The sequence below is a fragment of the Pseudomonas sp. NMI542_15 genome, from assembly GCF_021283425.1.
GTDB lineage: Bacteria > Pseudomonadota > Gammaproteobacteria > Pseudomonadales > Pseudomonadaceae > Aquipseudomonas > Aquipseudomonas fortuita.
In genome coordinates, this window is the sequence record NZ_JAJSRO010000010.1 from 146583 (window position 1) to 169512 (window position 22930).

Below are 22930 nucleotides of genomic sequence, written 5' to 3' on the forward strand. Positions count from 1 at the left end.
GATGACCTCTCACTTCATGCTCCGTCGCGCTCTGCTGCCCCTGGCCATCGCCGCCCTGGCGGGGTGTTCGCTGGCCCCGACCTACGAGCGCCCGCAGGCACCGGTCGCGTCGCACTGGCAAGCCGCCGACGCGGAGGGCGCCCGTGCCCAGGCGCTGGACTGGCAGACCTTCATCGTCGATGCCGACTTGCGCCGCGCGGTGGATACGGCGCTGAGCAACAACCGCAGCCTGCGCCAGGCGCTGCTGGATATCGAAGCTGCGCGTGCCCAGTACCGCATCCAGCGTGCTGATCGCCTGCCTTCGATCAACGCCAATGCCAGCGGCAACCGCCAGCGCCTGCCTGCCGATCTGTCGCAGACCGGGCGCTCGGAAGTGACCAGCAACTATCAGGTCGGCCTCGGCCTCGCGGAGTACGAAGTCGACCTGTTCGGCCGCGTGCGCAACCTCTCCGAGGCCGCGCTGGAGACCTACCTGGCGACCGAGGAGGCGACCCGTGCCACGCAGATCAGCCTGGTTGCCGAGGTCATCCAGGCCTACCTGACCCGCGATGGTGCGCTACGCCGCATGGCCCTGGTCGAACAAACCCTGGACAGCCGCATGGCCTCGCTGGAGCTGGTCAGCCAGCGCCGTGCAGCGGGGGCCGCCACCGCCCTGGATTACCAGGAAGCGGTCGGCCTTGCCGAACAGGCTAGGGCCGAGCGCGAGAGCACCGAACGCCAGTTACGCCAGGCGGACAACGCCCTGGTCCTGTTGCTCGGCACGCCAGATGCCGCTCGCCTGCTGCCCGCGACGCCCCGCGACGACCTGATGGTGCTGCAGGACATCGCCCCCGGCACCAGCTCGGAACTGATCGAACGGCGCCCGGACATTCTCGCCAGCGAGCACCGCCTCAAGGCGCGCAATGCCGATATCGGTGCAGCTCGCGCCGCGTTCTTTCCCCGGATCAGCCTGACCGGTTCGGTGGGCAGCTCCAGTGCCGAGTTGTCCGGATTGTTCGATGGCGGCTCGCGGGCCTGGAGCTTTGCCCCGACGCTGTCGCTGCCGATCTTCGCCGGTGGCCGCAACCGCGCCAACCTGGACCTCGCCGAAGTGCGCCAGGACGCGGCGGTGGCCGACTACGAAGGCACCATCCAGACCGCCTTCCGCGAAGTGGCCGATGCCCTGGCCGCCACCGACACCCTGCGCCGCGAGGAGGCTGCCCGCCAGGCTCTGGCCGGTTCCAGCGAGGCTGCGATGGCCCTGGCTAAGGCGCGTTACGAGGGCGGCGTGGACGACTACCTGCGTTATCTTGACGCCCAGCGCAGCACCTTTAGCAACCAGACCACACTAATTCAAATCAGCACGGAACGGCAGATTGCGCTGGTTGACCTGTTCAGGTCTCTGGGCGGTGGCTGGGGCCAAACTGAACCGATGGCCGGGATCGGCGCTGAGTGAGCAAAGCCAGGAGTCCTGCATCCGAAGACCGGACTCTGGCTCCATCACCGGTGAGCTACTGGTCATCGACGGGGCAATCGTCTGATCGAGAATAAGACTGTCTGACGACTGGCAGGCCTATGGATTATTGGTGGCAGCAGCTAACGGCTCTATAAAGAGCTGCAAAAAATCACTGTAACGCATGATTGACTGACTGCTTCTGGCCGGTTTCTGCCTGTTGCGTCTCTGCTGCCCACTGGCCAAGTCGGATGCACGCGGTGGTCAGTACCAATGCAATTGACTGGTCAAATGGGTGCAATTGCGCAGGTATGGACTTCAAGCCCCAATTTCCTGGAAAAGAGGTTCTTTCTATGGACATCCGACATCAGAGATTGAGTAGCGGAATGTCTGAGCTGAAGTCATGTCCATGGCTGTTCTTCTTTCCTTTACATCGATGAATGCTTCGCCGATCTGTCGGGTATTCAGGAAAACCTGACCCAGTTCGGACGCAAACTGCGGGCCAGGATCTTCCAGTGCACCAGTATCCCCGTGGGGGTCGGCATCGCTGGCACAAAGACGCTCGCCAAGCTGGCCAATCATACGGCGAAGCGCCTGCATGCGCAGACGGGCGGGGTGGTCGACATTACCGATCCGTTCAAGCGCGATTGGGTGCTGCGCAACACCGACGTGAAGGAGGTGTGGGGCATTGGCCGGCGAATGACCGCCCACCTCGAGGCAATGGGCATTCATACGGCGATGGACCTGGCCAAGGCTGACGCCCGCACGCTTCGGCAGACATTCAGTGTGATCGTGGAGAAGACTGCCCGCGAGCTGGCGGGCACGCCGTGCCTGGAGCTGGACGAGGCCGAACCCCCTAAACAGGAAATCTGCTGTAGCCGGATGTTCGGCAAGCGGCTGACAGAGCTTGCGCCCATCCAGCAGGCAGTGGCCACTTACGTTGGCCGAGCAGCGGAGAAGCTCCGGGTTCAGGGCTCAGTGTGCAAGCGCATGCGTGTGAGCATTCGCACCGGCATGTTCAACCCGGATGAGGCGCACCACGCACAAGGCGCGCTGGTGGAGCTGCCATACCCAACCTGCGACACGCTGCTGATGACCCGACTGGCTACCGACGCGGTCGGGCAGGTCTTCAGGCCAGGGTTTCGCTACAGCAAGGCAGAGGTGCTGCTGATGGACCTGCGGCAACCAGATGAATTTTCAGGGGACTTGTTTGCGCCCAGGCAATCGGTGGCATGTCACCGATTGATGCAGATGATGGATGACATCAACCAGCGCTGGGGGCGAGGGACAATGCGAGCCGCCAGCGTGCCGGCAACACCGGACTGGGGCATGAGGAGAGAGATGATGAGCCAATCCTATACCACGCGGATTGATCAGCTGTGGACGGTCAAATGTTGAACCTGTCATCGGCTTGGCCCCGTCTGCTTCCCCTTCCATAGGCGTGTGGTGTACAGAAGAGGGGGACCGGCGGAGGAGTCTCGCTCCAAGCCGCCGGCCATAAAGGTCATTGCTCTACGATGCAGATCCAGCGGTGGTTGTATCTGTAAGGCGCTCTGGTAAATGCAACCTCTGATACCAGGTTCATGCCGTGCTGCTTAAGCGCCTCGGTCAGTTGAGCGAGTGTCTCTGCTTGGATAGTCATTGCTGTCACCTCGTCAGATTTACTGCGTTCATTATTCTTGACCGAATAGGCAGCTACCGAATTCATTTTTTTGAGTGACGGTTTCGAGCCTTTACGCGCAGCCAGTGCCCATATCATGCGCAAGCGCTATCGCTTTCTGTGTATTGGGTTACATCGGTGGGGTAAGGGCGACGAGCCGCGAAAAGCAGTGAACTTCTGAGAGGGGTAATCGCTCTGAGGTTGGCCGTTACGTTAGATGCGTGGCGCCCCCCCTCTCTCAACGCTTATCTGCGGAATGACTGACATGTTTTCGGAAGACTTTTACGGCGTGTTTCTGGTAGCTGAGGCCGTGCTGGCATTCACTGTGCTGGCCGTTGCTTTTCACTGGAATCGAAGCGCATAACCCCTCAAGGATGGCGTCCTGCGTGCCCTCTCCCAGGCACTTATCTTGAACCTCTGCTCTGAAACGCTGGTCTTCAGCATGAGAGGCATCCTTCTTCGGCTTCCTCATCAAAGATTGAAATGTTCTGAAGCTAGGGTTGTACCGAAGCCAATTCCATTATTGACGGAGTCAGGAAATGGATTATTCCAGCATGGTTGAATCGTTGGACAAAATGCTGAAAGACGCGGCTGGCGCGCAGTCCGGGTTGCAGGGGGCAGGTGCCGGTTGTCATCGATGGAGTCGCTGCCATTCGTCCGCGACTTCGCCCATCGTCGATGGTGCCCCGGTTTTGATCCATGCCATAAAGGAGCGGTCGAACCGGAATGACGGGCCGCACTCACTGAGCAGAAACTGACGCACTTTGTGCGTGTTGCGGTAATGCTTGTCTAGCGCGGTGGTGCGGGTAATCGGCCCGGCGTGCCAGTCGACGCTCATGGTCTGCTCCTTGACTGCGAAAAGGCACAAAGCCCGTAGACCAAAAATCTACAGGCCTTGTCGGCGTGTGAAAATAGTCAGTCTTCGAACTGGATCACCATGCGGCCTTTGATCGTGCCCTCCAGCATCTCGTCAAAGATCTGGTTGATATCTTCGATCGGTCGCAGCGTCACCTTGGGCACGACTTTGCCTTCTGCGGCAAACTGGAAGGCTTCCTGCAGGTCCTGGCGTGTACCGACCAATGAGCCCACTACTTCAATTCCATCCAGCACCAGGCGGGGAATGTTCAGGTCCATGGACTCCGACGGAAGCCCGACAGCAACCAGTCGCCCGCCAGCGCGCAAGGCATCGACGGCCGAGTTGAATGCGCCTTTGGCGACGGCAGTCACTACGGCAGCGTGGGCGCCACCGGTCTTGGCCTGGATAACCTTCGCGGCGTCTTCGTTGAGCGGGTTGACCACCAAATCTGCGCCCATTTCGCTGGCGAAGCGCAGTTGCTGTTCATTGACGTCGATGGCGATCACTTTCGCGTTGAAGACGTTCTTGGCGTATTGCAGGGCCAGGTTGCCCAGCCCGCCGAGGCCGTAGATGGCGATCCACTGGCCGGGGCGGATGTTGGAGATTTTCACCGCCTTGTAGGTCGTGACGCCAGCGCAGGTAATGCTGCTGGCGGCAGCGGAATCGAGGCCGTCGGGTACTTTGACCGAGTAATCGGCGTTGACGATGCAGGCCTCTGCCATGCCGCCGTCCACGGTGTACCCGGAGTTCTTCACCTCGCGGCACAGGGTTTCGTTGCCGCTGTTGCAGTACTCGCAATGCCCGCAACCCTGATAGAACCAGGCAACACTGGCACGGTCGCCCGGTTTGAGCGAGGTAACCCCCGGCCCGACTGCCTGGACCACGCCGATACCTTCATGGCCCAGCACGACGCCGGTCTTGTCACCGAAGTCGCCATTCTTTACGTGCAGGTCGGTGTGGCACACACCGCAGCATTGCATCTTCAGCAGCGCTTCGCCGTGTTCGAGGGGGCGCAGGGCTTTCTCTACTATGTCCACGCGACGGCCTGGTGCAACGACAGCAGCTTTCATAAGAGCCTCCGTGTCTATCTGAGTGAGCTTGGGTTATCGCCGGGTTAGCATAGCCCTTGGCGGGCCGGGCAAAACTGCTACAGGTCATGCGCGGCTGGATTAGCAGGTGTAGCAGCGGCCCTGCGTATGCTTCATGAACACGTCGCAAAAAGAAAAGCCCGCGGCAATGATGCGGCGGGCTTCAAGAACGTACGGAGCAGGGTCAGTGTGCCGGTCTGGTTGTGAGTATTTCGTGAAGCTCAGGTCATGAGGCTGTCATGTTCCCTGGGCCATAAAAAAGCCCGCCATGAAAGGCGGGCAAAAGACGTTTGAAGGGAGAGCCTGCAGGCTGCACCCGGCCGGTTAACCCAGGATTAAGCGGAACACATTGACCTTGGCACCTGATCAGCCTATACAGGCCTGCCATCACCCCAGGAGCCAGCATGCACGACCAAGACGACCTGCACGAACCCGAGCATGATCACTTGCTTGACCATGAATTTCTCTACGAAGACATGGAGCCCGAGGCGGATGCCCAAGGCGCCGAGGATGAAGTGGAAGAAGATGAGGAAACGCTGGATGACCTTGATGATGAAGAGCGTGATCACCCAGCCTGGTTCGATGACTGCGAAGACGACTGACTCAGCGCCCGTCCACCGAGAAACGCCCAGGGCCGCTCACTGCCAGCAACAGCAAGCCACCCATGATGGCAAGGTTTTTCAGGAACTGGGTCATGTTGGCGCTGCGTTCGGGGTCGACCATGTTCCAGAACGGGTGGCCCAGCAGTGCCGTACCCAGCACGAACAGTGCGAATAGAAATGCCAGCGGGCGGGTGTAAAAGCCCAGGATGAGCAGGATGCCGACGACGAACTCCATGAGCACGGCAATCGCTGCCGCCAGCATGGGGGCAGGGGCGCCGAGCGACGTCATGTAGCCAACCGTGCCATCAAAGCCGGTCAGCTTGGCCCAGCCAGACAAGACCAACAAAATCATCAGCAGTACGCGGGCAATCAGGATAATGATGTCGCGTTGGCCATCGAGCAGCGAGTAGCGCATGGCGGCGTTCCAGTGGAAGAGGACACGCTCCACTTTAGCAGCTGTGCCAAGGATTGCTGGCAGGCAGCAAAAAGGCGCCCCAAGGGCGCCTTTTCGAGGAAGTTTGGTGCGAGTGGCGGGACTCGAACCCGCAAGGCTCACGCCGACAGATTTTAAGTCTGCTGTGTATACCAATTCCACCACACTCGCACGCTTGAAAGGGTCGTGACGACCAGCCCACTTCTAGGCAGAAGGGCTTTGCAATCAAGCGCGCTTTATAACCCATTGTTATATTTGAGTCAACTGCAGCACCTATGATCAACAGAAGGGTTGGACCACCGGGCAATTGACACCTTGGTGTCATTACGCCACTGTTGCCGCCTTTATTGGATCCAAGAGTATGCCGCGATGACTCGGTCTGACCCTTGCACGCAAGTGGCGCGCCCACGGCTGTTCTGGCGGCTGCTATTTGCCCAGGTGATGGTGTTGGGCGCGTTTCTGTTCCTCAGCCTGATAAGCCTGGGTGGCTACCTGTTGATGCTCGGTTTCGATGCTGAGCACCCACAGCCGCAGCGGTGGATGGCTTTGGTGGGCGGAGGGGTTATCATGCTGGTTGGCCTGTGGCTGTTGAGGGTGGCGATGCCACGGCGCATCAGCCCCGTGCTGGTCGAGCCTGAACGCTGACCATCGCTAGCCGCTGGCGGGCACCCTCGGCTAACGTTTATGTCCCTTGCGCTGTGCCAGTGGAGTCTTCATGGTTTCAGCTGACTGCCTCGACAACCCCGTCATGCCTGAACACCGCTATGAGCAGCTGGTTCAGTCTGTGGTGGATTACGCCATCTACATGCTGAATACGTCTGGCCATGTGGTGTCGTGGAATGCCGGGGCGCAACGGATCAAAGGCTACCGCGCCGATGAAGTGATCGGCCAGCATTTCTCGCTGTTTTTCACCCCCCAGGACTGCGCCGACGGCCGCCCTGAGCGCTTGCTGCGCCAGGCGCTGGAGGAAGGAGTGGCGCAGGATGAGGGCTGGCGCGTGCGCAAGGATGGCACACAGTTCTGGGCCCTGGCGGCGCTGGATGTGATCCGCGATGACCAAGGGCAGATCATCGGCCTGGCCAAGGTCACGCGGGACATCACCGACCGCCGCGAGTCGGCGATGCAACTGGATGCAGTGCGCGCCCAGTTGTTCCAGGCGCAGAAGCTGGAAGCCCTCGGCCAGCTGACCGGGGGGCTGGCGCATGATTTCAACAACATGCTCACCATCATCATCAGTTCCGCGCGACTGGCGCTCGCCAGCAAAGACCCGGCGCGCATCGAGCGCATGTTGCAGCACATTCTCGTCGCCGGGCAGCGGGGCACTGAACTGACCCAGCAGCTGCTCAGCTTTGCTCGCCACCGTCAGCTCGATGTAGCGCGTGTCGCACCGGCAGACCTGGTCGCTACTACCCGCGGCCTGTTGGAGCACGCACTGCCCAGCTCGATAGAGCTACAGGTGCAGTTGGAAGCGGACTTGCCGTTGATTGAAGTGGATGCCGGGCAGTTGCAGATGGTGCTGCTGAACCTGCTGTTCAACGCCCGCGATGCTATCGCAGAGGAGGGCCGGATAGGTCTGACAGTCGATGTGGTTGAGCTGGCTGGCGAGGTGGGAGGGCTGCACGGCAGCTTTGTGCGCTTCGTGGTGGAAGACAGTGGTGGAGGGATTGCACCAGAAATTCTGCCGCGCATCTTCGAGCCATTCTTCACGACCAAGGCGTTCGGCAAGGGTACTGGCCTGGGCCTTAGCCAGGTATATGGCTTTGCCAGGCAGAGCGGTGGCGCTATCCACGTCGACAGTGAGCCCGGCCATGGAACTTTCATGCAGCTTTACTTGCCAACGTATCAGGACAAGACCAACAGCCCACTCGACAGGTAAGCATCATGGCGCAGGCACTCAGGCGGTTGGTGACAGGTATCGAAGGGCTCGATGCGCTGCTCAAGGGGGGGCTGGTAGCCGGAGCCTCCTACATCATTCAAGGCCCGCCGGGTGCCGGCAAGACTATCCTGGCCAATCAGCTGGCCTACGGGCACGTGCGCTCGGGCGGCCGCGTGCTGGTCGCTACCTTGTTGAGCGAGTCGCATGAGCGGCTGTTCCAGTACCTGTCCACCCTGGACTTTTTTGACCCGACGCTGGTTGGCGATCAGATACAGTTTGTCAGTGCCTTCGATACCCTTGAGCAGGAAGGTCTGGATGCTGTGGTGCGGCTGCTGCGCCAGGAAATCGCCCGGCAGCAGGCCAGCCTGCTGATTGTCGACGGTGTGCTTAATGCCCGGGTGCGTGCCGAAACCACGCTGGACACCAAGAAATTCGTCTCCGAGCTGCAGGGCCATGCGGCCTTTGCCGGCTGCACCGTCCTGCTGCTCACCAGTGCGCGGCTGGACGAGGGCAGCCCGGAGCACACCATGGTCGACGGGGTAATCGAGTTGGGTGAGCAACTGGTGGGCAGCCGCGCCGTGCGCCATATCCAGTTGCGCAAGACCCGCGGCAGTGCGGCGTTGTCGGGGCGCCATGAATGCCTTATCAATGAAAGCGGCATGCAGGTCTATCCGCGCCTGGAAGCGTTGTTCAGCCACCCGAGCCAGATGGGCAGCGCCACCCCGGCGCGCATCAGCAGTGGTGTGTCATCCCTGGATGAGATGCTCGAAGGCGGCCTGGCGATGGGTTCGGTCAGCCTGTTGATCGGGCCCTCTGGTATTGGCAAGACATCATTGGGGCTAGCCTTTCTTGGCGCCAGCACCGTGCAGGCGCCGGGGCTGCATTTCGGCTTTTATGAAACGCCCGAACGCCTGCGCAACAAGGCTGCGTCGCTGGGTTATGACTTTGCAGCGATGGAGCAGGACGGTAGCCTGCAGTTGTGTTGGCAGCCGACTACCGAGGGCCTGCTAGACCAGATCGGCGCGCGCCTGCTCGAACGTGTCGAGGCGCAGGGCAGCAAGCGCGTGCTGATTGACAGCCTTGGGGCATTCAGTCGCCTGGCCGTCGATCCGGCGCGGCTCAATGGGTTTTTCCGCGCCATCGCCGGCGAGCTGCGTGCGCGTGATGTGAGCGTGATGTTGACTTGGGAAATGCGCGACATCTTCGGCGCGGAAATCAGCGCGCCGGCCCCGGACCTGTCGAGCATTGTCGACAACCTGATGCTGATGCGCTTCGTCGAGCTGGATTCTCAACTACGGCGCATGCTGTCGATCCTCAAGGTGCGTGACAGTCACCATGACCCGGCCTTGCACGAACTGTTGATCGGGCCGCAGGGCATTAGCTTGCGCAAGGCGTTCGAAGGCGCCAGTGGTGTGCTCTCGGGAACGCCCGTGCCGCAGGGGAGCGGGTGACGGAGCAAACCGATGAACACCATCCTGATCGTCGATGACGAATACCTGATTGCCGATATCCTTGGTTTTGCCCTGGAGGACGAAGGCTATCTGGTAGAAAAGGCGAGCAACGGCTGCAAGGCACTGGAGGCCTTGAAGGAAAAGCGTGTTGAGCTGGTGATCACCGACTACATGATGCCGCTGCTCAATGGTGAGGAGCTGGTTCGTGCCATGCGCCAAGACCCATTGCTGTGCGAATTGCCGGTCATTCTGATGAGCGGCGCACAGGCCAGCCAAGGATGCCCGGCCCTGTTCGCCGCCATATTCGACAAGCCTTTCGACATGGACGAGATGATCGCCAAGGTGCGCCAGTTGTTGGGCACCTGAGCCTGGCGATCAAGCGCAGCCATGTTCCCTGGGGGCTCAGTGTGAGTCTTCGTGTTTCTCCGGGGCCGGGCTGCCAGCCTGAATACGCTTGAAGATCTCTTCGCGATGGACCTGAACATCTTTCGGTGCATCGATACCGATCCTCACCTGCATCCCTTTGACGCCCAGAATGGTGACTTTGATGTCATCGTTGATGACGATGCTTTCGCCAACCTTACGGGTGAGTATCAGCATGTAGTTCTCCTTGGTAATGTAAGAGTCCGCCGGCCTATTTGCCGCAGCGGTGGGAGCTTGTCCCTCTTCCTTCTCATTAAAGACGCTTTCGGCGGATAAGAATTCCCAGACAGACAAATTCTGTTGCGTGTCTTCACTTGCAGGGGCCGGTGCAAACCGTCAACGGTTTGTCGGCCAAGGTGCTCGATGGCAAGGATAGGGGGCTTGGACGCTAATGGGAAATTTCTTCGTATCATGGGCTAGATAGACAGGCTTAATGGTCATCCTGTTCCTCAAGCGCCTGAAGAAACAGCAATAATGCCACTTCTTCGGGGTCCAGGCCTTTGCGTACACGGTTTTTTGGCAAACTGGCCAAACGCCCCAGTGCATAGTGCTCCAGTACTGCCGGGTGGATATAGCAGCGCCTGCAGACTGCCGGCGTATTACCCAAGCGCGTTGCGACCTGACGGACTATCGCCGCGACCTGGCGTTTGGCTTCGCTTTCCGGCTCCCAGGCCAGCGGTTTAAGTAAGTCCAGCGCCAGGCTGCTGCCGGCCCAGGTGCGGTAATCCTTGGCGGTAAAGTCCGCGCCGGTCAGTTGCTGCAGAAACTGGTTCACCTCACCCGAGCCTACGCTGTGGCGCTGGCCGTCTTCATCCAGGTACTGGAACAGCGCTTGCCCAGGTAACTCCATGCAGCGTTTGAGCAGGCTGGCCAGGCGCCGGTCGTTGAGGGTGACATTGTGTTCGACGCCGCGCTTGCCGCGAAACTGGAAGCGGATGGTGCCGCCTTTCACTTGTACGTGGCGGTTGCGCAGGGTGGTCAGGCCGTACGACTGGTTATCGCGCAGGTAGCGCTGGTTGCCGATGCGGATCAGGGTGTGGTCCAGCAGGCTCACCACCAGCGCCATGACTTTTTCCCGGTCCAGCCCTGGGCGAGCCAAGTGGGCCTCCAGTTGCGCGCGCAGCTTGGGCAGCGCTTTGGCGAAGGCCAGCATGCGCCCGTACTTGTGCTGGTCGCGCAGTTCGCGCCACTGCGCGTGATAACGGTACTGCTTGCGGCCACGGGCATCACGGCCGGTTGCCTGCAGGTGGCCCTGCGGGTCGGTGCAGATCCACACATCGGTATAGGCCGGGGGGATTACCAGGGCGGCGATGCGCGCAAGGGTTTCGCTGTCGCGTACCCGTTGGCCATCCGGATCCAGGTAAATGAAACGGTCACGCCAGCGTCGCCGGGTCAGGCCCGGCTGGCTGTCGTCAACGTAATGCAGCGTGCGCGGCAGGGGGCAGTCGAGCATAGGGTGCGGGCCTTGATCGGGTCACTGATCAATGGACAACACCTGAGCGCAGGATGCTCAGCCTAAAAGGGCCACCGACTTGATCTGGGCGAACAGTACCTGGCCCGGGTGCAAGCCGAGCTGGTCTGCCGAGAAGCGGGTGATGCGCGCAAGCAGGGCATTGCCACCGGCATCCAGGCTGACCAGCACATGCGCCGGGTTGTCCGCCGGGCGGCTATCACGCACACGCACTGGCAGGCGGTTGAGGATGCTTGACGTACTGTCTGCCGCCAGTGCCAGGCTTACGTCCCGGGCCTGCACCTTGACCCGCAGCGTGCTGCCCATCGTATGCGCCGGGTGGGCGATGCGCAGCAGCGGCCCGCTACTGCCGGGCAGGCGCAAGTCGAGCAGGTCGTAGTGCGGATCGTGGCCCACCACCATGCCCTCGAACACCACGCCAGCATCGTCGCCCTGGGCCAGCGACAGGTCCAGGCGGGCCAGGGTTTCGCCGATCGGGCCGCTGGCGACCGCCCTGCCTTGTTCAAGCAAGACCAGATGGTCGGCCAGTCGCGCCACTTCATCCTGGGCATGGCTGACGTACACCAACGGGATGTCCAGTTCGTCGTGCAGGCGCTCCAGGTAGGGCAGGATCTCGCGCTTGCGAGGCCCGTCCAGCGCCGCCAGCGGTTCATCCATCAACAACAGCCGTGGGCTGCTGAGCAAGGCGCGGGCAATGCCCACCCGCTGCGCCTCGCCGCCAGACAAGGTTGCCGGGCGGCGCTCCAGCAAGTGGCCGATACCCAATAGCTGGCAAGCCTGGTCGAGGCTGACCTTGCGTTCAGCAGCCGCTACCCGGCGCCAGCCGAATTCCAGGTTACCGCGTACCGACAGGTGCGGGAACAGGCTGGCCTCCTGGAACACGTAGCCCACCGGGCGCAGGTGCGGCGCCTGGAAGTAGCCGCGGGCGCTGTCTTCCCAGACTTCGCCATTAACCTCGATGTAGGCACTGGCGGCCCGTTCCAGGCCGGCCAGGCAGCGAAGGCAGCTGGTCTTGCCGGAGCCCGAGTGGCCGAACAGCGCGCTGATGCCGCGCCCGGGCAGGTGCAGGTCAACGTCCAGGGTGAAGTCGTCGCGCGCCAGGTTCAGGCGCGCCACTATCGATGCGGTCATGTCAGCTCCAGCCAGCTTTGCCGCGGCGTCCGGCGTACAGCAAGAGCAGCACCAGGAAAGAGAACACCAGCATGGCACCGGCCAGCCAGTGGGCTTGCGAATACTCCATGGCCTCGACGTGATCGAAGATTTGCACCGACACCACTCGGGTCTTGTCGGGAATGTTGCCGCCGATCATCAGCACCACGCCAAATTCGCCCACGGTATGGGCGAAGCCGAGGATGCTGGCCGTGACGAAGCCGGGGCGGGCGAGCGGCAGCACCACATGAACGAAGGTGTCCCATGGGCTGGCGCGCAGGGTAGCGGCGACTTCCAGCGGTCGCTGGCCGATGGCGCCAAAGGCATTCTGCAGCGGCTGCACGACGAACGGCATGGAGTACACCGTCGAACCGATCACCAAGCCTGTGAAGCTGAACACCACGCTGCCCAGGCCCAGTGCCTGGGTAGCCTGGCCTAGCCAGCCGTGTGGCCCCAGGGCGATCAGCAGGTAAAAGCCGATCACCGTCGGAGGCAGTACCAGCGGCAGTGCCACTACCGCACCCACCGGGCCGCGTAGCCATGAGCGCGTGCGCGCCAGCCACCAGGCGATGGGGGTGCCGATGACCAGCAGGATCAGCGTGGTCAGGCTGGCCAGCTTGACGGTCAGCCAGATGGCACCCAGGTCACTGGCGTCCAGGGGCATCAGCGTTCATAGCCGTAGGACTTGATCACCGCTGCGGCTTTCGGACCTTTCAGGTATTCGACCAGCGCCTTGGCGGCAGCATTGTCCTTGCCTTTGTTAAGGATCACGGCGTCCTGGCGGATCGGGTCGTGCAGGTTGGCCGGTACGATCCAGGCCGAGCCGTTGGTTACCTTGCCGTCCTTGTAGATCTGCGACAGCGCAACGAAGCCCAGCTCGGCATTGCCGGTGGAGACGAACTGGAAGGCCTGGGTGATGTTCTGGCCTTCGACAATCTTGCCCTTGGTGGCTTCGGTGAGCTCCAGCTTGTCCAGCACCTGGGTGGCGGCCAGGCCGTAAGGTGCCGCTTTCGGGTTGGCGATGGACAGGTGTTTGTAGTCGTTCTTCTTCAGCACGTCACCCTTGGCGTCCACGTAGCCTTCTTTCGCCGACCACAGGGCCAGGGTGCCGATGGCGTAGGTGAAGCGCGACCCGGGGACAATTTCCTTTTCTTCTTCAAGCTTCTTCGGGGTGCTGTCGTCAGCGGCGAGGAACACTTCGAACGGTGCGCCGTTCTTGATCTGTGCGTAGAACTGCCCAGTGGCGCCGTAGGCCGCGACCAGTTTGTGGCCAGTGTCTTTTTCGAAGTCCTTGGCGATGGCCTGGATGGGGGCAGTGAAGTTGGCTGCGACCGCGACCTGGACTTCGTCGGCCCAGGCAGTGTTGAAGGCGAACAGGGTGGCCAGGGCGGTGGCGGCCAGGTGGGAGGGGCGGATACGCATCAAGACAGCTCCTTGGGGTTATCGTTATGTCCTGAACTATATAGCGATAGGCCATTTGCCGGGAAGGGGCTGGGTGATGCATTTGCAGGCTCGGCCTCTTCGCAGCACAAGGCTGCTCCTACAGGCGCCGCACCTTTTTAGGAGCAGCCTTGTGCTGCGAAGAGGCCGAGCCTGTATATGAAGATGCCTAACGATTAACCAAGGCCAGTGCCTTTTCGGCAATCTCCCGGGTCAGCTCCCCCGCAGGCATGTGCCTACCCAACCTCAGAGCCTGCCCTGCCCAGAGGTTGCTGAAGTCACTGTTACCCTGCGGATCGGTGATCGCCCGCAAAGGCATCAGTGCCCCACCCGCCAGCGGGAAGCGCGGTGCCAGGTCGCTCATCGGCCCTAGCTCGCGCATGATGCGGTTGTTGATGCCACGCGCCGGTCGGCCGGTAAACAGGTTGGTCAACGCCGTGTCGCTGGCGGGCGCGCTGTCCAGCGCCTGGCGGTGCGCCGGCGAAACCTTGGCCTCGGGGCAGAACAGGTAAGCCGTGCCGATCTGCACTGCCGAAGCGCCCAAGGCCAGTGCCGCCACCAGGCCGCGGTGGTCACCGATACCGCCTGCGGCGATCACCGGCACGCTGACCGCGTCCACCACCTGCGGCACCAGGGCAAAGGTGCCGATCTGGCTGGTAATGTCGTTGCTGAGGAACATGCCCCGATGGCCACCGGCTTCATAACCCATGGCGATGATCGCGTCACAGCCATTGCGTTCCAGCCAGACTGCTTCTTCCACCGTCGTCGCGCTGGACAGGACCTTGGCACCACTGGCCTTCACTCGATGCAGCAGGTCAGCCTGGGGCAGGCCGAAGTGGAAGCTCACCACCTCCGGGCGCAGTTGCTCGATCAGCTGGCAGCTTTGTTCGTCGAACGGCGCACGGTTGGACACTGGCGTGGGGGCCGTGAAATCGGCACCCGTTTCGCTGTAATAAGGCTCAAGCGCCTGCTTCCAGCGTGCATCACGCTCGGCATCGGGCGCTGGCGGCTGATGGCAGAAGAAGTTCAGGTTCAGCGGGCGGCCCGGGCAAGCCTTTCGAAAGGCTGCGATCTCGCCACGCACCTGTTCGCCTGTGAGCATGGCGCAGGGCAGGGCGCCAAGCCCCCCGGCGTCGGCCACGGCAATGGCCATGGCCGAACCGCTGGCACCGGCCATGGGCGCCTGCAGAATGGGCAACTCGATGCCCAGCAGATCGAGGATACGACGGTCGGGCCAGTTGCTCATGCAGTTCTCCTTGGCGCGCAGCCTTACAGTGCCTTGCTCACCTGAATGTCGCTGATCTTGTCGGCGTCGTCGCCGTGGATCTTGCGCAGGGCATCGAGGGCCTGCTCCTGCGAGGCGTCGGGCATGACGGCGAAATCCCAGCGGCGCTCGCCGTCGAGCTTGTATTTGATGACGTATTTGATGTTCTGGGTCATGGCAGTCTTATCTGAGTTTCGACGAAGAGCGACGGATGATCTTGATCTTGTGGCTCAAGGTTGGCTTGCGCGTCACCGAGATCGGGCGGGTGGTCACGGTGTCGATGGTGATGTTCCAGAAACCGGTGCTGGGTACCGTAATTTTGGCCGGGAAGTCGACAAACTGACCGCCGTGGTAGGTGTGACGGCCGCCGTTCTTGAAGCTGCGGAAGTTGGCGTCGTTCATCAGGCGGATATTGCAGCGCTGGGAGCATTCGATGACGACGATGTCGTCCTCGTTGAGGTGCTCGCGCTGGTGGACGAATTTCATGTGATGCTCCGCAAGGGTTGGATCTGTAAAGGCAAAAGATACCACGATGTGTCGCTACACTGGCGCGCTCGATGGTCAGGCCCCGCTAAATCTGCCAATGCAGGGAGCAAAACGACCTGGTTGTGGTCGAACTGGATTCTTGAAGGCTGAGGTGCTCTAAATGAAGTGGATGGTGGCGGTGGTGTCTTTGGCTCTGGGCGGTTGTGTGAGTGTTTCGGAACTGGAGCAATCCCACGAGACGCTGGATGTGATTTCCGGCAAGACCCCGCGTGAATATGCCGACTGCATCAAGCTAAAGCTGGCTGATACGCGCGATCCGTTGGTAGAGGAGCCACGTGGCGACGGCCTGCGCCTGATCGTGCCGCAGAAAATCAGCTCCGGGGCAGGCCCTGCGGCGCTGGTGGACATCGACAAGCGTGGCGGCGGCAGCAGCATCAAGCTGCATGAGCGGCTGAACAACTTCCCCCTGCGCCTGGGCGATGTGCGCACGGCGGCCACCCAGTGCATCTCCGGACATTGATCTGAGGCAACGGACCTTCCTGTCTTTGCTTATATGTTTTAAGCCTAAACATATAACAAAAGAAAAGGAGATTCGTGATGACACCGTTCAGACGCGCCCTGGTCGGCGGCTTGCTGGTCCTGGCCTGGCCCATGGCACATGCCGTGGAGGGCCAGAAAATCTTCACCCAGGGTGGGGCCAACCCCGCCGCCATGGCGTGCCTCGGGTGCCATGGCCCGGACGGCAAAGGTATCGCCGCTGCCGGCTTTCCACGTCTGGCCGGGTTACCGGCCGGTTACCTCAGCAAGCAATTGCACGATTGGCGCAGCGGCAGCCGCAAGCAGCCGGTGATGGAGCCATTGGCCAAGGCCTTGACCGAGGATGAAATCGAGGCGGTGAGTGCCTATCTGGCCAGCCTGCCGGCCGACCCCGCCAGCAAGTTGTGGCGCCAGCAAATCGCCGTTGACCCTACCACCCGAATGGCCCTTTACGGCGACTGGAGTCGTCAGATCCCGGGGTGTGTGCAGTGCCATGGTCCTGGCGGCGGTGGCGTTGGCGAACACTTTCCGCCTTTGGCCGGCCAGCCTGCCAGTTACCTGGTGGCCCAGCTCAATGCCTGGCGTGACGGCAGCCGCAGCAATGACCCCAACCAGCTGATGGTTGGCGTGGCCAAGGCCATGACCGATGAGGAGATCAAGGCTGTTGCCGAGTTCTTCGCCCGCGCCGTCAGCCAGGAGGTCAAGCCATGAAACCGATGATTCCAACGCTGTTGCTGTTGGCCATGGGCAGCGCCCAGGCGGCCGTGCCGATCGCCATGGAAGATCAGTCGCAGTTGAACGTGCCTGGCCTGCAGGCTGCGCCGCAGTTCGTGCCGCCCGCTGAAAACGCGTTGCCCGACAACGCCTTTGGCAAGATGGTGCGCGAGGGCCATGCCCTGTTCGTCGATACACGCCGGCTGATGCCCGAGGCCGTGGGCAACGGCATGAACTGCAGTAACTGCCACCTCGACCAGGGGCGGCTGGCGCATTCGGCGCCGATGTGGGGCGCTTATCCGATGTACCCCGCATACCGCAAGAAAAACGACAAGGTGAATACCTACGCCGAGCGGATCCAGGGGTGCTTCCAGTTCAGCATGAATGGCAAGCCACCTGCCGCTGACAGCCCGCAAATGACGGCATTGGCGACCTATGCCTACTGGCTTTCGACCAAGGCGCCAACGGGGGTGGAAATTGCCGGGCGGGGTTACCCGGAAGTGCCGCAGCCCCAGGGCGGCTATGACTTCAAACGTGGCCAGCAGGTGTACCGCGAGCAATGCGCGATCTGCCATGGCGACAACGGTGAAGGGCAGAAGGTGGCCGGTGAGTACGTGATGCCGCCGTTGTGGGGCAAGGAGTCCTACAACTGGGGCGCCGGTATGCACCGTATCAACACAGCGGCGTCGTTCATCAAGTCCAACATGCCGCTGGGCAAGCCGGGCAGCCTCAGCGATCAGCAGGCCTGGGACGTGGCGGCGTGGATCAACCGCCACGAACGGCCGCAGGACCCGCGGTTGGTCGAGGGCTCCATCGAGAAGACGCGGGTGAAGTTCCATGCCAATGACGGCGTGAACCTGTATGGTCAGAAGGTAGATGGGGTGCTGATCGGGCAGGGCACCGGTAGCTGATGCAGCACCTGTGCCGGCCTCTTCGCGGGTGAACCCGCTCCCACAAAATCTGTGCAGAGCTCAGGCCTGATGCGGTACCTGTGGGAGCGGGTTTGCCCGCGAAAGGGCCGGTACAGGCACCCTTGTTTTGCTGTCATCCGCCCGTCATGTGTGACGTTATTATTTACGATCCCCCGGAACTATCTACACTGGGTTATCTCTATGATGGCATCGGTCGCTATCGGGGGGCATTGTAAGGTGAGTGCCGCCTGATTAGACTGCGGCGAATTCCACAGGCCTAGCCTTTGTTAAGGACGTATATGATCAAAAAATGCTTGTTCCCGGCGGCCGGCTACGGCACTCGCTTCCTGCCCGCAACCAAAGCCATGCCCAAGGAAATGTTGCCGGTGGTCAACAAGCCACTGATCCAGTATGGCGTTGAAGAAGCATTGGATGCTGGTCTGAACGAAATCTCCATCGTGACCGGCCGCGGCAAGCGCGCCCTGGAAGACCACTTCGACATCAGCTACGAGCTGGAAAACCAGATCAAGGGCACCGACAAGGAAAAATACCTGGTGGGCATCCGTCGCCTGCTCGACGAGTGCTCGTTCTCCTACACCCGTCAGACCGAAATGAAAGGCCTGGGCCACGCGATCCTCACCGGCCGCCCGCTGATTGGCGACGAGCCGTTTGCAGTGGTGCTGGCGGACGACCTGTGCGTCAACCTTGACGGTGACGGTGTGCTGGCGCAGATGGTCAAGCTGTTCAAGCAATACCGCTGCTCGATCGTCGCGATCCAGGAAGTCGATCCGCAGGAAACCAACAAGTATGGCGTCATTGCCGGCGAGGAAATCCGTGACGGTATCTTCCGTGTGGACTCGATGGTCGAGAAGCCCAAGCCTGAAGATGCGCCATCGAACCTGGCCATCATCGGCCGCTACATCCTGACCCCGGATATCTTCGAGAAGATCGAGCAGACCGAGCCGGGCAAGGGTGGCGAGATCCAGATCACCGACGCGCTGATGAAGCAAGCGGCAGAAGGTAACGTGATCGCCTACAAGTTCAAGGGCAAGCGTTTCGACTGCGGTGGTGCCGAAGGCTACATCGAGGCGACCAACTTCTGCTTCGAGAACTTCTACAAGGCTGGCAAGGCTTACTGATAAGCCCCGCAGGTCATAGAGAGCCACCCTTCAGGGTGGCTTTTTTGTTTGCAGTGGCCAACGGCGTTATGCTGTGCGCCTGCCTAGGAGAGTGAATACATGGCCTACGATTTTGATCTGTTCGTGATTGGTGCCGGGTCTGGCGGTGTGCGCGCAGCGCGCTTTGCGGCGAGCTTCGGCGCAAAAGTGGCAGTGGCCGAAAGCCGCTACCTGGGTGGCACCTGCGTCAACGTCGGCTGCGTGCCGAAAAAACTGCTGGTGTACGGCGCGCATGTCGCGGACGAACTGGAGCAGGCCGCGGGTTACGGCTGGACCCTGGAAGAAGGGCATTTCGACTGGGGCACCCTGATTGCCAACAAGAACCGCGAGATCGAGCGCCTCAACGGCATCTACCGCAACCTGCTGGTCAACAGCGGCGTCACCCTGCTGCAGGGCCATGCACGCCTGACCGGTGCCAATGAAGTGGAGGTGGAAGGCCAGCGCTACACCGCCGAGCACATCCTTATCGCTACCGGTGGCTGGCCGCAGATCCCGGACATCCCGGGCAAGGAACTGGCGATCACCTCCAACGAAGCGTTCTACCTCAAGGCGCTGCCAAGGCGGGTGCTGGTGGTCGGCGGTGGCTACATTGCCGTCGAGTTCGCCGGTATCTTCCAGGGCCTGGGGGCCGACACCACGCTGCTGTACCGTGGCGACCTGTTCCTGCGCGGCTTCGATGGCTCGGTGCGCACGCACCTGAAGGAAGAGCTGGAAAAGCGTGGCCTCGATCTGCAATTCAATGCCGACATCCAGCGTATCGACAAGCTTGAAGATGGCAGCCTCAAGGCCACCCTGAAGGACGGCCGCGAGCTGGTTGCAGACTGTGTGTTCTACGCTACAGGGCGGCGCCCGATGCTGGACAACCTGGGCCTGGAAAACACCGGTGTCGAGCTGGATGCGCGTGGTTACATTCGTGTCGACGAGCAGTACCAGACGACTGCGCCTTCGATCCTGGCCATTGGCGATGTGATCGGCCGTGTGCAGCTTACCCCGGTGGCCCTGGCCGAAGGCATGGCCGTGGCGCGGCGCCTGTTCAAGCCGGAGCAGTACCGCCCGGTGGACTACCAGAACATCCCGACGGCGGTGTTCAGCCAGCCGCCTATCGGTACTGTTGGCCTGACCGAGGAGCAGGCGCTGGAGGCCGGGCACAAGGTGCAGGTGTTCGAAAGCCGTTTCCGCGCCATGAAGCTGACCCTGACCGACATTCAGGAAAAGACCCTGATGAAGTTGGTGGTGGATGCCGAGACTGACAAGGTGCTGGGTTGCCACATGGTTGGCCCTGACGCTGGCGAGATCATCCAGGGCCTGGGCATTGCCCTGAAGGCCGGTGCGACCAAGCAGCAATTCGACGAAACCATCGGCGTGCACCCGACGGCGGCCGAAGAGTTCGTGACCATGCGTACAGTCACTCGTTAATGCCACTGGCCTCATCGCCGGCAAGCCAGCTCCCACAGGTATTGCAAGTCCATGGGCCTGCGCGGTACCTGTGGGAGCTGGCTTGCCGGCGATGGGGCCAATGAATGCAGCGCAATCCTTTGCTCAGCCCATTCCCTTCTATTAATTAACCCCGGTTATAGCCAAAACCAATCACAAGCATGAGCTTTGCCAATGAGCCTTCAGCGGGATGATTAGTTAGGATTCTATCCATCAACTGATTCCAACCCCATGAAGGAGCGTCTCTCATGCCAATCATCAACAGCCAAGTCAAACCGTTCAACGCCACCGCCTACCACAAGGGCGAGTTCGTCCAGGTCAGCGAAGCCGACCTGAAAGGCAAGTGGTCTGTCGTGTTCTTCTACCCGGCTGACTTCACCTTCGTCTGCCCGACCGAGCTGGGTGACCTTGCCGACAACTACGCCGAGTTCCAGAAACTGGGTGTGGAAATCTACGGCGTGTCCACCGACACCCACTTCACCCACAAAGCCTGGCACGACACCTCGGACACCATCGGCAAGATCCAATACCCGCTGATCGGTGACCCGACCCACGTCATTTCGCGCAACTTCGACGTGCTGATCGAAGAAGCCGGCCTGGCGGATCGCGGTACCTTCGTGATCAACCCGGAAGGCCAGATCAAGATCGTCGAACTGAACGACGGCGGTGTAGGCCGCGATGCTGCCGAACTGCTGCGTAAAGTGAAGGCTGCCCAGTACGTTGCCGCCCACCCAGGCGAAGTGTGCCCGGCCAAGTGGAAAGAAGGCGAAGCCACTCTGGCGCCATCGCTGGACCTGGTAGGCAAGATCTAAGGTCATGCCCATAACGCGGGCGGTAAGCAGCCGCCAAAGCTGAAATACCTACCGCCCCGTCAAACGCCCGGGCGATATCGCCTGGGCGTTTTTGTATCCGAGTTTTGAAAAAAAGGAATCGCCCGTATGTTGGACGCCACGCTTAAATCGCAACTGAAAACCTACCTGGAGCGGGTCACCCAGCCGATCGAGATCGTAGCCTCCCTCGACGACGGCGCGAAGTCCCGCGAATTGCACGACCTGCTGGTGGAAATTGCCGGTTTGTCGAACCTCATTACCTTCAGCGCAGACGGTACCGATGCCCGTCGCCCGTCGTTCTCGCTGAACCGCCCGGGTAGCGATATCAGCCTGCGCTTCGCCGGTATACCCATGGGCCACGAATTCACCTCGCTGGTGCTGGCGCTGCTGCAAGTGGGCGGCCACCCGTCCAAGGCCAGTGCCGAGGTGATCGAGCAGATCCAGGCGCTGGAAGGCGAGTTCACCTTCGAAACCTACTTCTCGCTGTCGTGCCAGAACTGCCCGGACGTGGTTCAGGCACTTAACCTGATGGCGGTGCTCAACCCCAATGTGCGCCACGTGGCCATTGATGGTGCGCTGTTCCAGGATGAAGTGGAAGCGCGCAAGATCATGGCGGTGCCCAGCGTGTACCTGAACGGCGAAGTGTTCGGCCAGGGCCGCATGGGGCTGGAAGAAATCCTAGGCAAGATCGACACCAATGCCGGCGCTCGCCAGGCCGAAAAGATCAACGCCAAGGATGCCTTTGACGTGCTGGTGGTCGGGGGTGGCCCAGCCGGGGCTGCAGCGGCCATCTACGCCGCACGCAAAGGCATCCGCACCGGTATCGCCGCCGAGCGTTTCGGTGGCCAGGTGCTCGATACGCTGGCCATCGAGAACTTCATCTCGGTGCAGGAAACCGAAGGGCCGAAGCTTGCCACTGCATTGGAAGAACACGTCAAGCAATACGATGTGGACATCATGAACCTGCAGCGCGGCGAGGCGCTGATTCCGGCCACCGATGGCGGCCTGCATGAAGTACGCCTGGCCGGCGGCGCCTCGCTCAAGGCCAAGACCGTGATCCTGGCCACGGGCGCCCGCTGGCGCGAAATGAACGTGCCGGGCGAGCAGGAATACCGCGGTCGCGGCGTGGCCTACTGCCCGCACTGTGACGGCCCGCTGTTCAAAGGCAAGCGCGTGGCGGTGATTGGCGGCGGTAACTCAGGCGTGGAAGCGGCCATCGACCTGGCCGGTATCGTTGCCCAGGTGACGCTGATCGAGTTCGACAGCCAACTGCGTGCCGATGCGGTATTGCAACGCAAGCTGCACAGCCTGCCGAACGTGAAAGTGATCACCAGCGCGCTGACCACCGAAGTGCTGGGCAATGGTGAGAAAGTGACCGGCCTGCGCTACAAGGACCGCACGACCGATCAGCAGCACGAGGTGGCGCTGGAAGGCATCTTCGTGCAGATCGGCCTGCTGCCGAATACCGATTGGCTGAAAGGCACCGTCGAGCTGTCGCCGCGCGGCGAGATCATCGTCGATGCCAAGGGCCAGACCAGCATCCCAGGTGTGTTTGCCGCAGGTGACGTGACCACCGTGCCGTACAAGCAGATCGTGATTGCAGTGGGTGAAGGGGCCAAGGCTTCGCTGGCAGCCTTCGACCACCTGATTCGTACTTCGGCACCGGCATAAGCCTACGCTGGCCCTATCGCCGGC

General features: G+C 61.4%; 25 protein-coding genes, 1 tRNA gene and 1 pseudogene. 14 read left to right on the plus strand and 13 right to left on the minus strand.

What is annotated here, in order from left to right; genetic code table 11:
• The first annotated feature begins 1 nt into the window (after position 1).
• Together LU684_RS16330 and LU684_RS16335 are read left to right on the plus strand one after the other, a co-directional pair.
• Complete coding sequence (locus LU684_RS16330; RefSeq protein ID WP_003152694.1) at positions 2-1435, plus strand: multidrug efflux transporter outer membrane subunit TOprJ1; 1434 nt, start codon at positions 2-4, stop codon at positions 1433-1435.
• A gap of 429 nt (positions 1436-1864) precedes the next feature.
• Positions 1865-2830, plus strand: a pseudogene (locus tag LU684_RS16335) (Y-family DNA polymerase); the annotation flags it as partial.
• Between the two features lie 106 nt (positions 2831-2936).
• Here LU684_RS16335 and LU684_RS16340 read toward each other — a convergent pair.
• From LU684_RS16340 to adhP, 3 genes are all read right to left on the minus strand, one after another.
• Complete coding sequence (locus LU684_RS16340; RefSeq protein WP_232894827.1) at positions 2937-3191, minus strand: hypothetical protein; 255 nt, start codon at positions 3189-3191, stop codon at positions 2937-2939.
• A gap of 532 nt (positions 3192-3723) precedes the next feature.
• Entirely contained in the window at positions 3724-3930 is a 207-nt protein-coding gene (locus LU684_RS16345; RefSeq protein WP_016487945.1) for a DUF6434 domain-containing protein, read from the minus strand.
• 77 nt (positions 3931-4007) lie between these two features.
• Entirely contained in the window at positions 4008-5018 is a 1011-nt protein-coding gene (gene adhP, locus LU684_RS16350; protein WP_016487944.1) for an alcohol dehydrogenase AdhP, read from the minus strand.
• Between the two features lie 422 nt (positions 5019-5440).
• On the opposite strand from adhP, the gene LU684_RS16355 reads away from it, so the two are divergent.
• On the plus strand, positions 5441-5638 hold the full coding sequence (locus LU684_RS16355; RefSeq protein ID WP_016487943.1) for a hypothetical protein: 198 nt from the start codon (positions 5441-5443) through the stop codon (positions 5636-5638).
• 1 nt (position 5639) lies between these two features.
• Here LU684_RS16355 and LU684_RS16360 read toward each other — a convergent pair whose 3' ends face one another.
• Positions 5640-6053, minus strand: coding sequence for a DoxX family protein (locus LU684_RS16360; protein WP_232894828.1), 414 nt, complete (start codon positions 6051-6053; stop codon positions 5640-5642).
• 104 nt (positions 6054-6157) lie between these two features.
• Positions 6158-6242, minus strand: a tRNA-Leu gene (locus tag LU684_RS16365).
• Between the two features lie 198 nt (positions 6243-6440).
• Between LU684_RS16365 and LU684_RS16370 the strand changes: the two genes are divergently transcribed.
• The 4 genes from LU684_RS16370 (at position 6441) to LU684_RS16385 (ending at position 9764) form a co-directional block, all read left to right on the plus strand.
• Complete coding sequence (locus tag LU684_RS16370; RefSeq protein WP_016487941.1) at positions 6441-6716, plus strand: hypothetical protein; 276 nt, start codon at positions 6441-6443, stop codon at positions 6714-6716.
• Positions 6717-6786: 70 nt separating this feature from the next.
• Entirely contained in the window at positions 6787-7947 is a 1161-nt protein-coding gene (locus LU684_RS16375; protein WP_016487940.1) for a two-component system sensor histidine kinase NtrB, read from the plus strand.
• A 5-nt stretch (positions 7948-7952) separates the two neighbouring features.
• Entirely contained in the window at positions 7953-9398 is a 1446-nt protein-coding gene (locus LU684_RS16380) for an ATPase domain-containing protein (protein WP_016487939.1), read from the plus strand.
• Between the two features lie 12 nt (positions 9399-9410).
• Positions 9411-9764: a response regulator gene (locus tag LU684_RS16385; protein ID WP_016487938.1), complete on the plus strand. Its 354-nt coding sequence runs from the start codon at positions 9411-9413 to the stop codon at positions 9762-9764.
• A 36-nt stretch (positions 9765-9800) separates the two neighbouring features.
• Here the strand turns inward: LU684_RS16385 and csrA are convergent, their stop codons facing one another.
• From csrA to LU684_RS16425, 8 genes are all read right to left on the minus strand, one after another.
• Positions 9801-9998 carry a carbon storage regulator CsrA gene (gene csrA / locus LU684_RS16390; RefSeq protein ID WP_012051904.1) on the minus strand — a complete coding sequence of 66 codons (198 nt, stop codon included), beginning with the start codon at positions 9996-9998 and terminating at the stop codon, positions 9801-9803.
• Positions 9999-10251: 253 nt separating this feature from the next.
• Entirely contained in the window at positions 10252-11274 is a 1023-nt protein-coding gene (locus LU684_RS16395; protein ID WP_095115569.1) for a DNA topoisomerase IB, read from the minus strand.
• Positions 11275-11331: 57 nt separating this feature from the next.
• Entirely contained in the window at positions 11332-12423 is a 1092-nt protein-coding gene (modC, locus tag LU684_RS16400; RefSeq protein WP_016487936.1) for a molybdenum ABC transporter ATP-binding protein, read from the minus strand.
• A gap of 1 nt (position 12424) precedes the next feature.
• Positions 12425-13105: a molybdate ABC transporter permease subunit gene (modB, locus tag LU684_RS16405; protein WP_016487935.1), complete on the minus strand. Its 681-nt coding sequence runs from the start codon at positions 13103-13105 to the stop codon at positions 12425-12427.
• Positions 13105-13863: a molybdate ABC transporter substrate-binding protein gene (gene modA / locus LU684_RS16410; protein WP_060517203.1), complete on the minus strand. Its 759-nt coding sequence runs from the start codon at positions 13861-13863 to the stop codon at positions 13105-13107. Before modA ends, modB begins: the two co-directional genes overlap by 1 nt.
• Before the next feature lie 187 nt (positions 13864-14050).
• The gene (locus tag LU684_RS16415; RefSeq protein ID WP_016487933.1) at positions 14051-15127 is read right to left on the minus strand and encodes an NAD(P)H-dependent flavin oxidoreductase; all 1077 of its coding nucleotides are present in this window, start codon (positions 15125-15127) and stop codon (positions 14051-14053) included.
• Between the two features lie 23 nt (positions 15128-15150).
• Entirely contained in the window at positions 15151-15321 is a 171-nt protein-coding gene (locus tag LU684_RS16420; protein WP_095115567.1) for a hypothetical protein, read from the minus strand.
• Positions 15322-15328: 7 nt separating this feature from the next.
• Positions 15329-15631 (minus strand): DUF1883 domain-containing protein, encoded by a 303-nt coding sequence (locus LU684_RS16425; RefSeq protein ID WP_016487931.1) that lies wholly within the window; start codon positions 15629-15631, stop codon positions 15329-15331.
• 160 nt (positions 15632-15791) lie between these two features.
• On the opposite strand from LU684_RS16425, the gene LU684_RS16430 reads away from it, so the two are divergent.
• The 7 genes from LU684_RS16430 (at position 15792) to ahpF (ending at position 22906) form a co-directional block, all read left to right on the plus strand.
• Positions 15792-16151, plus strand: coding sequence for a hypothetical protein (locus LU684_RS16430; RefSeq protein ID WP_016487930.1), 360 nt, complete (start codon positions 15792-15794; stop codon positions 16149-16151).
• A gap of 77 nt (positions 16152-16228) precedes the next feature.
• Positions 16229-16879, plus strand: a complete 651-nt coding sequence (locus tag LU684_RS16435) for a c-type cytochrome (protein ID WP_096426432.1) — start codon at positions 16229-16231, stop codon at positions 16877-16879.
• Positions 16876-17793 carry a c-type cytochrome gene (locus LU684_RS16440; RefSeq protein WP_016487928.1) on the plus strand — a complete coding sequence of 306 codons (918 nt, stop codon included), beginning with the start codon at positions 16876-16878 and terminating at the stop codon, positions 17791-17793. Before LU684_RS16435 ends, LU684_RS16440 begins: the two co-directional genes overlap by 4 nt.
• A gap of 299 nt (positions 17794-18092) precedes the next feature.
• Positions 18093-18932 (plus strand): UTP--glucose-1-phosphate uridylyltransferase GalU, encoded by an 840-nt coding sequence (gene galU / locus LU684_RS16445; RefSeq protein WP_016487927.1) that lies wholly within the window; start codon positions 18093-18095, stop codon positions 18930-18932.
• 99 nt (positions 18933-19031) lie between these two features.
• Positions 19032-20387, plus strand: coding sequence for a glutathione-disulfide reductase (gene gorA, locus LU684_RS16450; protein WP_016487925.1), 1356 nt, complete (start codon positions 19032-19034; stop codon positions 20385-20387).
• Positions 20388-20653: 266 nt separating this feature from the next.
• On the plus strand, positions 20654-21217 hold the full coding sequence (ahpC, locus tag LU684_RS16455) for an alkyl hydroperoxide reductase subunit C (protein ID WP_004375926.1): 564 nt from the start codon (positions 20654-20656) through the stop codon (positions 21215-21217).
• A 126-nt stretch (positions 21218-21343) separates the two neighbouring features.
• A complete protein-coding gene (gene ahpF / locus LU684_RS16460; protein ID WP_060517207.1) occupies positions 21344-22906 on the plus strand; it encodes an alkyl hydroperoxide reductase subunit F in 1563 nt (520 codons plus the stop codon).
• Positions 22907-22930: the final 24 nt, after the last annotated feature.